Raw genomic sequence first — 12,435 nt, forward strand, 5'->3', positions numbered from 1 at the left:
AGGGCGGCGGCAGCTCCATGGTGGGCGGTGCCAAGGCCGGTTCGGCAGGTGGCGGCTCCAAGGGCGGCGGTGCCAAGGCCGGTTCGGCGGGTGGCGGCTCCAAGGGTGGCGGTGCCAAGGCCGGTTCGGCGGATGGCGGCTCCAAGGGCGGCGGCGGATCCAAGGGCGGCGGTGCCAAGGCCGGTTCGGCAGGTGGCGGATCCAAGGGCGGCGGTTCCAAGGCCGGTTCGGCAGGTGGCGGATCCAAGGGCGACGGCAGCTCCATGGTGGACGGTTCCAAGGCCGGTTCGGCGGGTGGCGGCTCCAAGGGTGGCGGTTCCAAGACCGGTTCGGCAGGCGGCGGCTCCAAGGGCGGCGGTTCCAAGGCCGGTTCGGCAGGCGGCGGCTCCAAGGGCGGCGGTGCCAAGGCCGGTTCGGCGGGCGGCGGCTCCAAGGGTGGCAGCGCCCAGGCCGGTTCGGCGGGCGGTGGTGCCAAGGGCGATCACGACAACAAGGGCCACGGCAACGATGCCGACGGCGTGGATGACGACAATCCGGGCAAGGGTGGTGGTCAGCAAGAGGCCCAGCCTGCTCAGCCCGACTACAGCGACATCAAGGGGACCCACGACTACACCGAGGCCAAGGTCAGCTATGACAAGACCACCTCGGGCAGCAACAAAGCTGACGAATTGACCGGTACGAGCAAGAACGACCAGATGGACGGCGGCAAGGGCGATGACAAGCTCTCCGGCGGGGACGGCAATGACAAACTGCTCGGCGGCGACGGCAACGATACGCTTGACGGCGGCAAGGGGAACGACATCCTCGATGGTGGTGCCGGCAACGACACAATGGTCGGCGGCGATGGCAACGATGTCTTCCATGCCGGAACCGGAAACGACGCCATGGATGGCGGTTCGGGGAATGATCTCTTCCTGTTCGGCTCCAAGGATGGCGTGGATTCCGCCAACGGTGGCGTGGGTGGCGGCTGGACCGACACCATCAATCTGGAGGATGCGGGCGGTGGTCCATCCCACGCGCTCGAGCACACCGGGGACTGGACCTTGCAGACCGATGCCGAATACACGGTGCACAGCGATGGCAGCATCGACTTCACCGATGGCGATGCCTCAGGGACCATCACCCTGTACGATGGTTCGGTGCTGGAGTTCCACAACATGGAGCGCATCGAGTGGTAAGAGTCGAACCGGGTTCGTCCGGACGGACCTGACCGGCACGTTGTCACAGTAACCAGAAAAACCGTCTCTTCTTCGAGGAGGCGGTTTTTCTGCTTTGATCGGGGTTGATCGGAAAAACCATGGCATTGATGCTACAGGCCCGCGCGGTCGGGCCCTCCCTGCCGGCGCTCGGGATGGGGCGTTATCGGCTGCTCGAGCGGATTGGTGCCGGTTCCTTCGCGGACGTTTATCTCGCAACTTCCCTGGAAGGCTCGGAGCGATTCGCCATCAAGCATGCCACCACGGAGGTGGGCAAGCGGGTGCTCGGCTGGGAGGAGGAGAATCTGCGCCGCATGGTGGAGTGTCCGTTCGTGTTGCCCATGCGTGACTACTGGATCGAAGCCGACGGGAGCGCCTGTCTGGCCACCCCGTATCTGGACGGTGGGGATCTGAAACATTTTGTGCGCGCCCGTGGTGGACTCCCCATGGACGAATCCCTGGCGATCCTGCACCGCGCGGTTCTGGCCATGATCCATGCCCATGCCCTGAAACCCCCTCTCGTGCATCGGGACATCAAGCCGGACAACATCCTGGGCCGTATCGAAGCCAATGGCAGACTGACCTGGTTGCTGGCCGACTGGGGGCTGGCCGAATCCTGGTTCGGGGAGCATGCCCCACGTTTTTCCGGCACCTCCCGTTATACGGCTCCGGAGGTGTGGAAAAAACGGCGTTATCTGGTCTCGGATGTCTACTCCCTGGGCATGACCCTCTATTTCATGTTGTTCGGTCAGCCGGCCTACAACGGCGAATCGCTGGAGGTGGCGCGGGGACAGCGCTCTCCGGAGCCGGTCGTGATCCCCGAGGGGTGTCCGGAACCGTTGCGCGAACTTCTGACCGGCATGCTCGCCAAGAATCACGTCAAGCGTTGGCCATTGGCGCGGGTGTTGGAACGGCTCGAAAAACATCGCGAGGGTCTGGTTTTGCTGAAAGATTCAACCACCCCGCAGAGCTGGACCGCCCGTTACCGCAGGTTTGCCATGGCGTTCGTCTGGATCGAACCGGGTGCATTTCACATGGGTCTGGCCGAGGCCGGAGATGCCCATCCGGATCGGCTCCTGCAACCCTCGGACAAGCGCGCCACCCCGCGCCATCGGGTGCGGGTGGACGGGTTCTGGATGGCCCGTTTTCCGGTGACGCGCGGGCAGTTCCGGTTCTTTCTGCGGGATTCGGGCTACAAGACCAGCGCGGATCGGGATGGTTGGGCCAATCCGTATGTTCCGGAATCGGGCCGCTTCGAACGGCGCGACGGGAGCAACTGGGAGCGTCCCGGTTTTTCGCAAACCGATGACCATCCGGTGGTCAACGTCTCCCATGAGGATGCCATGGCCTTTGCCGAGTGGTTATCCTGGCGATGTCATCGTCTGGTGCGTCTGCCCACCGAGGCCGAATGGGAGCGAGCCTGTCGGGCGGATGGGGAGAGTCGTTACGCGGGCGGGGACGGGATCACCCCGGATGAGGCCAATTACGCCGGGATGCGGGGTGGCACGGTTCCGGTGGGATCCCATCCGCCCAACCGGTTCGGCCTGCATGACATGCACGGGCAGGTGCATGAGTGGGTGCGGGATTGGTTTATCGCCGATTTCTACGCGCGCTCCCCGGAGATCAACCCGTATTGCGACGCCGCCGAGAGTGGCGAGCGGGTGTTGCGGGGCGGATCGTGGCACTCGTCCGAAGAACGAATCCGGAGCGCGGCACGGGATCGCTACCATCCGGGCCGCTCGGATGGGGATATCGGCTTTCGACTCTCCGCCCTGGCCTATCCCTGGGAGGGGCGCCAATCGGGAACGGCGCAATCATTTTGAAATCTTCCGCCTGATGGGCCCGCTTTGCTTTCCAGAAACTTGATCAAGCGGCACGCCCACGGAGCCTGGGCGGCAACTTTGTTGGGGTCGAGACGCTCAAGTATCTGAAAGGAGTGACCGCCTTTGCTGTAGGATCCCTTGGTTGAGTTCCGGGATGCCCTGGACAGTCCTTCGAGCAGATCGCCCTTTCTGGTGGATTCCATCGGTTTCGTGACTGGCAAGGCGGACACTTGAAACCCTTGTCCGTAAAAATGAGTCAATTGATCCTTGTCGGCCAGGAACCAATTCTCCATGCATTGAACCATCAGGCACTGGGCTCCGACTATTCTGGAGCACAAGAGAGCAGACACGAGCGGACAATAATTAGAAGATTCCTGCTCTGTAATAATTTATCAAGATACTCATATTAAATCTTTTGATTACATGATTGCGCACCAGATTGCTTCAATAGGTTGTGTTAGCGTCAACTGACACTGGTGAAGAATAGTCGGAGCCCAGTGCCACCGAACCACCTCCAACCCTCTCAATTCGACACCCGCCCCATGGCCCGCCACAAGCAGACCATCTGCTCCCACTGACTCAGCGCCGGACGGTTGCGCAAGGTATTGCCACCCAGCTCCTCGATCCGCTCCAGCAGCAGCATCCCCCGCTCCACGGCATACGCCAACTCCATGCGCAGCGGACGACCCACCTCCTCGATCAACGGCGAACCGGCGAAAAAGCGTGCCCGCGTCTCCTCGACCAGATGCAGCATCAAACTCCCCACCATGGGGGTGAAGCGACGCTGCAACACCATCTCCTCGGCGACCCCAAACGAACCCATTTCCATCTCGGGCAGATACAACGGCCCCTCCCCGCGCGAGTCGTGACCGAGGTCCCGCCAGAAGCCGGTCCACGACAAGGCGGTCCACAAGGCGTCGGAGTGGCGCAACTTGTCGATCAGCCGCACGTCGGCGGACTCTTCCATCTCCTGATGGAGATGCAACAACAGATGACCCAACGGCGCCGAGGCGAACCGTCCATACTCGTCCAGCTCCTCGAGCGTACCGTGACGCCGATTGGTCACATCCATCCGGCAGGCGATCAACAGCGCATGCATCGGCGCTTCCGGCATGCCGGTCACCGCGAACAGATGGGCCATGGCGCGAAAGATGGGGTGATCCGGCTGTCCGGAGCGGGCCTGTTCCAGACGACGAGCCCAGTCGTCGATCAGTTGCAGCTTGAGGTCGTCGTCGCTGCCGCGCAGCCGGGTGAAATCCCGCGCGGTCCAGAAGAAGGCGCAGATCACATACCAATAGGGTTTGAGCCGCCGCGTGAGAAACCGTCCCCCAAGGGGCGACTCCTCGGCGCGTGCCACGGCGATGTCGCGACAATAGGCGAAATCAGGGGCCAAATGGGCAGGGATGGAGTCGATGCGCTTCATGATGGATTACTGTAACCAAGAATGCGGCTCAAGGGAAGTGCTGCTGACACCACGTCGCGAGCGATTCCCGCGTGATGGCGAACACCCCGCTCCCCCCGAAATGGAACGGCAGCCATTCGACCGGCAGATCCGGCCAGCGTTGCATGAGGATCTCCTGCACGTCATCGCCGGTCTCGCAGATCAAAAGACCACCCGGATTCAGATGATCCGGGGCCTGTTCGAGGATCGGTCCGATCAGCTCCAACCCATCCTCTCCGGCGACCAGGGCCATGGCCGGCTCGCGGTGATACTCGGGCGGCAGGGCGTCGAAGTCGGCCTGGGGCACATAAGGGGGATTGGTGACGATCAGGTCGTAACGATCCCCTTTCAGGGCGGTGAAGAGATCCGAGGCGATCAGGCGCACCCGGTCGTGCAGACCGAAGCGTTCCCGATTGAGTCGGGCGACCTCCAGGGCATCTCTGGAGAGATCGACCCCATCCACCTTGGCATGGGGCAGGAGCAGCGCCAGGGCGATGGCCAGACAGCCACTGCCGGTACACAGGTCGAGGATGCGGCGTGGCGCTCCCTTGGGGAACCAGGGCGAAAAGCCGCGCGGATCATCGAGGATGTTTTCGATGCGCGAGCGGGGGATCAGCACCCGCGCATCGACGAGAAAGCGGTGTCCGGCGAAGAAGGCCTCGCCGGTGACATAGGGAGCGGGTTGGCGCTGGTGGACGCGCAGCTCCAACAAACGCCGCACCCGCGCCTCGGCATCGGCGGGCGGTGACGGACGTTTGACGGGCCTGGTATCGAGCGGAATGGAAAAGGCATGCAGGACAAGATATTCGGCTTCCAGGTATGGTTCTTGCATTCCATTGGCATGGCAGAGTTGCGCCGCCTCCAGCCGGCGTGCCACCCATCGAATCCACCCGGCGACGTCGTGCGGGCGCGGATCAGGCGAAGGATCGCCATGCGGGCCACGCCTCCTGGATCGGCCAGGGAGCGTGGTATTTTTGTCGGAGTCAAGGATATGACCACTCATGGCAATGAAAAATTGGCGCTGAAGGTTGTGATGACTTGGCATCGGGCCCAAATTAACGTACTCTCTCGTTGGATTTTTGACGCATGACTCTCCGCGCTCCCCATGCATGGGATCCCAGGGGTCGGCGGATCCCTGGCGATCATTGTGAAAGCCTGACTCTGACCCGCGGCAACCCAAAAGATCGAGTTGACGATACCATGTACGGAATCATCGGAAAATCCTCGTGTATGCTGAAACTGTTCAAGATGATCGAACGGGTCGCCTCGGCCAATTCGACCATCCTGATCCAGGGCGAGAGCGGCACGGGCAAGGAGTTGATCGCACGGGCGGTGCATAACCTGTCGCCACGCAAGGATCAACCCCTGGTACCGGTCAACTGCGGGGCCATTCCCGAGGACCTGCTGGAGTCCGAACTCTTCGGCCATGTGCGCGGCGCCTTCACCGGCGCGGCCAACACCCGCGTCGGACGCTTCGAGCTGGCCAACGGCGGCACCCTGTTTCTGGACGAAATCGGCGACATGAGCCCCAAGCTCCAGGTCAAGATGCTGCGCGTCTTGCAAGAGAAGATCGTCGAACCGGTCGGCGCCGTCAAGCCGGTGCGCGTCGATGTGCGGGTGATCGCCGCCACCCACAAGGATCTCGAAAAGGAGGTCGCGGAAAAACGGTTCCGCGAAGATCTCTTCTACCGTCTGAACGTGGTGCCCATCCACGTCCCGGCCCTGCGCGAGCGCCATGGCGACATCCCTCTGCTGGTCAACCACTTCCTGGAGCGCTCCATCAAACTCCATGAACGCCCGCGCGTCAACGTGGAACGGGAGATCATGGAGATCTTTCAGCACTACCCCTGGCCAGGCAACGTGCGCGAACTGGAAAACCTCATCGAACGGCTGACCATCCTCTCGGATGGGAGTGTCCAATACGATGATCTGCCGCCCAAGATCCGTTCGTTCCTCCCCGCGGGCGCCGAAGCTCCGGCGCGCGAGGCGGACAAGGAGTTCCCGTTCCAGGAACGTCCCATCCTCACCCCCGCCCCGCTCCCGGAAACCGACGCCGACGCCGATCGCGATGGCGAGTCCGACGGCGATGGCGAAACCGATGGCGGTCTCGAGGCGGTCTCGCGCATGATCGCCGCCTCGACCCAGGATCTGAGCCAGAAAATCCTCCAGGGGCTCGATTTCAACGGGGCGGTGGCCTCGTTCGAAAATCAGCTTATCCTCTCCGCCCTCGACAGCACCGGCTGGAACAAGAACAAAGCGGCCCGGCTGCTCAATCTCAACCGCACCACCCTGGTGGAGAAGATCAAGAAAAAGGGACTGGAACGCCTGGAAAAATCGGATCGCGCCGAGATGGCGGAACGGATGCGCCGAAGCTCCGGCGCGCGAGGCGGACAAGGAGTTCCCGTTCCAGGAACGTCCCATCCTCACCCCCGCCCCGCTCCCGGAAACCGACGCCGACGCCGATCGCGATGGCGAGTCCGACGGCGATGGCGAAACCGATGGCGGTCTCGAGGCGGTCTCGCGCATGATCGCCGCCTCGACCCAGGATCTGAGCCAGAAAATCCTCCAGGGGCTCGATTTCAACGGGGCGGTGGCCTCGTTCGAAAATCAGCTTATCCTCTCCGCCCTCGACAGCACCGGCTGGAACAAGAACAAAGCGGCCCGGCTGCTCAATCTCAACCGCACCACCCTGGTGGAGAAGATCAAGAAAAAGGGACTGGAACGCCTGGAAAAATCGGATCGCGCCGAGATGGCGGAACGGATGGAGGAGTGAGCAACGTGGCCGGATCTAGCCTGCGTTCCGTTTGGACACACTTACCTCATGGGGGTGGAACCCCGACGTTTCCCGACCGCGCACCGTCCTGCGGGCGCTCCACGATCCTGCGATGGCCGGCATGGCTCGCGTTGTGCTGCGCCCTGGCGCTGCTCTGCCTGCCCGGCGAGGCGCGCGCCTTCTTCACCACCCTCAAGTACAAAACCGAGGATCAAGGCAAACGGGAGATCCTCTCCTTCATGATCCCGCCCGGCGCGACGCGTCCGTCGGTGCGCATGCTCGACGCGGTGACCATGCGGGTGATCGTGCCCGGCGTGCTCGCCCTGCCGGCCAACGAACTCAAACTGGACCGCTCCCGCTGGATCAAGGAGTTCCGGATGAACGACGTGCCGCGCGGCGAGGAGATGGGGTTGCAGCTCACCCTGGTCCTCAAGGACGCCAACGTCAACTTCCGCGACTCGGTGACCGAGCGCGATCCGAACGAAGGTTCGCTCTATCAGCTCGAATTCGATCCCCCGGTGGCCCCTTCCGCCTCCGGACCGTCGCAACTGCTCGAAGGGCGGGTGCTGGCCGGTCGCGACGGCACGTTGCTTCTGATCAGCCACACCGGCAACAGCCAGGTGGAGACCAACCTCGACCTCGGCGCCCATGTGGCCAAACTCGAATGGCAGGGCGCCACCTTGAGCCCGACCTGGCGCAACGTCTTTCCCGCCGGTCTGGCGGAAAAGGTCCATGCCTACGAGTTCAAGGGCAAGGTGGAGCTGGAGATCAATCTGCACGACTCCACCAGCCATGTGAATTTCCTCAACGATCCGGCAGCCGGACTCTACATCGTCTCCATCCGCGCCAAGGATGGGATCGGTCGTCAGGAAGAGGCGGAAAAGATCCTCACCCAACGCCGCAAACAGGTGGCGGACAAAAAAATCATTCCGTTGCGTCGCGTGGCCACCTCCCCCTACGAGCCGCAACCGGACGAGAAGATCCGTCTGAACGAAAAGGAGATCGACGAGTCCCACTATCTGGAAGGGGCCAAGGGGGCGGAACGGGATCGTCAATATCCGAGCGCGCGCGGCTGGATCGACCGGCTGTTCGAGCTGTTCCCGAAGACCAGGAACCGGGAGTTCCTCGATTTCTACAAATTCGACCTGGCGCGCAAGATGGCGTGGAAAGCCGGGTGGCTCTTGACCGAACTCACCACCCTGATCGCCCGCTATCCCAACACCGCCGAGTATCCGGATCTGCGACTGACCCAGTTGGCGCTGCTCAACCGCTCCGGTCACTTCCAGGAGGCCTCGGCGATCCTCTGGGATCCCAACCTGCCCAAGGATGAGCATCGCACCTGGCTGGAACGGGCCCACACCGTGATCGGTCTGATCCAGTCGCGCATCAGCCCGGACGAGGCCAGCAGCCTCAAAGAGGGCGAAGCCTATCTGAAAAAGGTGATCGACATCACCCGCGACATGGGACCAGGCGCGGCGGAGGCCCATTTCCTGCTGGCGCAGCTGGCCAAGGTGGCGGGAAATCAGGACCAGGCAATCCGCATGCTCGACGCCATGACCCCGGAACAGATGGCCTTCGTGGCCAACAACCCGGAACAGCTCATGGAGACCGCGGACACCTACTACAAATACCGTCGCTATCCGGACGCGGTGAAGTATTACGCGCAGGTGTTGAGCCACTACCCCACCCATGCCACCATCGGACCCTGGGCGCTGTTGCGCGCCGCGGAGTCCCACCGTCAGCTCGGTCAGACCGCGGATGCCACCCGTCTGTTCGAGCGGCTCAAGAAAGACCATCCGGAGTCCGACGCCACGGTTTGGGGTCGGATCTTCCTGATGCAGCTTGAAAAAAATCGTGACATCCAGGAGAGTCTCGAGGAGCTGGACAAGATCCTGCACGCCCTGAATCTCCCCAAGGAGCAGTCCGAATCCTTCAAGGAGCGGGTGCGCAAGCTGCTGGTGGAGACCAACCGTCATTGGGATGTCAAAAAAACCCTCGACGAACTGGCCGCCTTGAAAAAGGACTATCCGAAGATCTCCCCCGAGGTGTGGGAGCGGATCCCGGCGTTGCAGACCAAGATGGAGCAGAACTTCAAGGATCGCATCACCCGTCTGGATACGCTGATCCAGGAGATCGCCCTGCCCGAGGCCCTCGCCGAGGCCTACCTGACCAAGGCCGAGATGCTCGGCGAGGCGGGACGTCACAAGGAGGTGCTCGAGACCCTCAACAAGCTCATGACCATCAGCTCCCGCGAGAACATGGTGGCCCGCGCCAGGGAGATCAAACGGCTCTATCTGCTCGATGGCATGGCCAAGGCGTTGGAGAACGGTCGTCCGGAGTACGCGGCGATTCTCGCCGAGATCCACGGCGAGGACTGGCGTGACGATCCGGCCTTCATCCCGGCCAAGATCCACCTGGCCGAGGCGCTGATGCGCATGGGACTCCACGAGGATGCCCTGAAACTCCTCGACGGTCTGCGCCACGATTCGGCGGCGGCCTTGACCAAACTCGGAGCCGCCCTGTCGCGGGAGAGCCTCCTGGAACAGGGAACCGACGCCAAGGGGACCGGCAAGGGGATCAAGGAGAGTGTTTCACCCGATGCGGCGCGGGTCCGGCTGGATGAGGCGGGACGCCTGGCGCGCAAACAGGATTGGGAAGGGGTGATGCTGCTGCTCGAGAACCTGCCGGAAAATCTGCTCACCCCCGGCGATCGGGTGGAACGGTGGCGGATCCTGGCCAAGGCCGAGGCCGGCCTGGAGCGTTTTCCTCAGGCGGTGCAGCACATGGAGGATCTGCTTTTCGGACGCCCGGTGGGTGACGGGATGGACTACTACTGGTATGCCAGCATCCTTCACAAGTGGAAGGGGGATGACAAGGCCCTGCCGGCCTTCAAGCGGGTGTCCAGCGAAGCGGGCAACAAGGAGATCCAGGCCTTGGCGCGGATCCGCGTGGGTGATATCCTGCAACGGCAAGGCAAGTTCAAGGAGGCCAAGGAGCTGTTCTCCGGGGTGCCGGCGCTCGCGCCCTCCACCCCCTGGTCGAAGATCTCGGCGGAGAACGCCTCCCAGTTGGGCATGGCCCTGGATGTACGACCCTGACCCTTTTTTCGAATGAGACATGACCACTCCCACGCCACGTCGTGAAGCGCTGTTGATCGGCGGTCGCCAGGATCCGGAACGAACCCGCTTCGTCGCGCAACTCAACGCCGCCGGACTGGATACCACCCGTGTATCGAGCGTCGCCGAGGCCAAGGAGCAGCTGGCGCGCGCCCGGTTCAGTCTGGTGGTGGTGGCCATGGAAGGGGGCGAGGATGCCCTGGAGCGGATTCGCGAACTGACCTTCCTGTTCCGAGGTCTGCCGATTCTGGCCACGGCGATCCGGGGCAGCGTGAGCGAGGCCCGCGAGGTGATCGGAGCGGGCGCCGCCGATTATCTGCTCCTGCCGGTGGAAGACGACAAGATCACGACCCTGGTGCGCACCTTCGCGGACCAGTACTTCGACCCGGAACTCGGTCGCGGACGCCGTTTCATCACCGCCGACAACGGGATGCGCCGTCTGTTGCAACAGGTGCGGCGCGTGGCCCGTTCCATGGCCACGGTGCTCATTCAGGGCGAAAGCGGCACCGGCAAGGAGTTGATCGCCCGCTTCGTCCATCAGGTCTCGGATCGCAGCCAGGGCCCCTTCATCGCCATCAACTGCGCGGCCCTGCCGGAAAACCTCCTGGAGTCCGAACTCTTCGGACATGCCAAGGGGGCCTTCACCGGCGCCCTGGCCGATCGCAAGGGCAAGTTCCAACAGGCCAACGGCGGCGCGATCTTTCTGGACGAGATCTCCGAGATGTCGTTGAACCTCCAGGCCAAACTGCTGCGCGTGCTCCAGGAACGGGAGGTCGATCCGGTGGGCGGTCGCTCGCCGATTCCATTGGATGTGCGCGTGCTCGCCTCCACCAACCGCGATCTCAAGGCCTGGGCCGAATCGGGCCGGTTCCGCGAGGATCTCTATTACCGGTTGAACGTCTTCCCGGTGCGTCTGCCCACCCTGCGCCAGCGAACCAAGGATATCCCCCTGCTGGCCGAGCATTTCCGGGTCCGTTTCGTCGAGGAGTTGGGACGCAACGCCATCCCCTTCTCTTCCGCCGCGCTGTCCACCCTGGGCCGTTACGGCTGGCCGGGCAACGTGCGGGAGTTGGAGAACGTGATCCATCGCGCGCTGCTGGTGGCCGAGGGGGAGGAGATCGAGCCATGGGATCTGATGATCGACGTTCCCCCCGCGTCTCCCGGCGCATCACCGGAGCCCGATGATCTGGCCGATGAAGACGAGGCGGACGAGGAGTCCTACTCCCACGCGGATCTCCCCAGGCCGGAGCTGGAGAACAGCGATCAGATCCGTCTGCCGGTTGGCACGACGGTGCGGCAGATGGAGGAGTTTCTGATCCACCGCACCCTTGACGAGGTGAAGGGGAACCGGACGCGCGCGGCGGAACTGCTGGGAATCTCCATCCGCACGCTGCGCAACAAGCTGAACGAGTATGCGGCCCGCTGACCTCACCTTCCCGACATGCCATCCACGCGACCGGGAGGTGAGAACGGCTGTCGCGGGGGAGCCTTCCCCACGCCGCGGCGGCGGGTTGCGTGGTTGGGCGGACGGATGGCGGATCGCCTTGTGGATGATCCCGTTGCTGGTGTTGTGGGGCTGTTCGGAGAGCGCCACCGATCCGATGCTGGCAAATCTGACCGCCAAGGATGGCATGCTCGACACCCTGGAGCGGCTGGTTCGTCCCACTCGCTACTGGACACGCAAGGTGGCCGGGCTGGAGAGCGAGGTCGAGGCGTTGCGCACCCAGTTCCAGTCCCGCACCGACGCCTATCATGCCGGTCTGCTGCATCGCCGCGAGGCGGTGCGCGAGGCGGTACGCGAGGCCAAGGAGCGTCAGGAGGAGACCCAGGAGGCGCGCATCGAGGCGATCCAGAAGCACCGCAACGAGCTGGCCCGCTCTCGTGACGAAGCCAAGGAGGCCGGACGCATCCTGCGCGTCCAGATGGCCCTGCTGCGCAAGGCGCGCGAGCAGTTGGAGCAGCATCGGTGAGGGGACGGTGGACTCCAGGGGGACAATGATGGCCACGGGAGGGGACAAGTCATCGGACTCCGGGGACAATGATGGCCACGGGAGGGGACAAGTCATCGGACTCCGGGGACAATGAT

9 protein-coding genes and 1 pseudogene are annotated in these 12,435 nt (G+C 63.3%); 7 read left to right on the top strand and 3 right to left on the bottom strand.

What is annotated here, in order from left to right; translation table 11 throughout:
• Together ACV4UY_RS14125 and ACV4UY_RS14130 are read left to right on the top strand one after the other, a co-directional pair.
• Positions 1-1,178 (top strand): calcium-binding protein (locus ACV4UY_RS14125; RefSeq protein WP_491608225.1); only part of this gene is annotated, 1,178 nt, incomplete at its 5' end.
• Positions 1,179-1,297: 119 nt separating this feature from the next.
• A complete protein-coding gene (locus ACV4UY_RS14130) occupies positions 1,298-3,019 on the top strand; it encodes an SUMF1/EgtB/PvdO family nonheme iron enzyme (protein WP_491608226.1) in 1,722 nt (573 codons plus the stop codon).
• Here the strand turns inward: ACV4UY_RS14130 and ACV4UY_RS14135 are convergent.
• The 3 genes from ACV4UY_RS14135 to prmB all read right to left on the bottom strand — a co-directional run bounded on the left by ACV4UY_RS14135 (position 2,974) and on the right by prmB (position 5,346).
• A complete protein-coding gene (locus ACV4UY_RS14135; RefSeq protein ID WP_491608227.1) occupies positions 2,974-3,324 on the bottom strand; it encodes a DUF4276 family protein in 351 nt (116 codons plus the stop codon). The two genes, ACV4UY_RS14130 and ACV4UY_RS14135, sit on opposite strands and share 46 nt — an antisense overlap.
• A gap of 218 nt (positions 3,325-3,542) precedes the next feature.
• Positions 3,543-4,442 (bottom strand): phytoene/squalene synthase family protein, encoded by a 900-nt coding sequence (locus tag ACV4UY_RS14140; RefSeq protein WP_491608228.1) that lies wholly within the window; start codon positions 4,440-4,442, stop codon positions 3,543-3,545.
• Positions 4,443-4,470: 28 nt separating this feature from the next.
• Positions 4,471-5,346 (bottom strand): 50S ribosomal protein L3 N(5)-glutamine methyltransferase, encoded by an 876-nt coding sequence (gene prmB / locus ACV4UY_RS14145; protein WP_491608237.1) that lies wholly within the window; start codon positions 5,344-5,346, stop codon positions 4,471-4,473.
• Between the two features lie 314 nt (positions 5,347-5,660).
• Here prmB and ACV4UY_RS14150 point away from each other — a divergent pair.
• From ACV4UY_RS14150 to ACV4UY_RS14170, 5 genes and pseudogenes are all read left to right on the top strand, one after another.
• A pseudogene (locus tag ACV4UY_RS14150) lies at positions 5,661-6,758 on the top strand (sigma-54 interaction domain-containing protein); the annotation flags it as partial.
• Between the two features lie 226 nt (positions 6,759-6,984).
• The gene (locus ACV4UY_RS14155) at positions 6,985-7,233 is read left to right on the top strand and encodes a helix-turn-helix domain-containing protein (protein WP_491608238.1); all 249 of its coding nucleotides are present in this window, start codon (positions 6,985-6,987) and stop codon (positions 7,231-7,233) included.
• Positions 7,234-8,834: 1,601 nt separating this feature from the next.
• Positions 8,835-10,331 carry a tetratricopeptide repeat protein gene (locus ACV4UY_RS14160; protein WP_491608239.1) on the top strand — a complete coding sequence of 499 codons (1,497 nt, stop codon included), beginning with the start codon at positions 8,835-8,837 and terminating at the stop codon, positions 10,329-10,331.
• 19 nt (positions 10,332-10,350) lie between these two features.
• Entirely contained in the window at positions 10,351-11,775 is a 1,425-nt protein-coding gene (locus ACV4UY_RS14165) for a sigma-54-dependent transcriptional regulator (RefSeq protein WP_491608229.1), read from the top strand.
• Positions 11,776-11,899: 124 nt separating this feature from the next.
• Positions 11,900-12,319, top strand: coding sequence for a hypothetical protein (locus ACV4UY_RS14170; RefSeq protein WP_420906490.1), 420 nt, complete (start codon positions 11,900-11,902; stop codon positions 12,317-12,319).
• The last annotated feature ends 116 nt before the right edge of the window (positions 12,320-12,435 follow it).

Source organism: Candidatus Magnetaquiglobus sp., assembly GCF_058402785.1.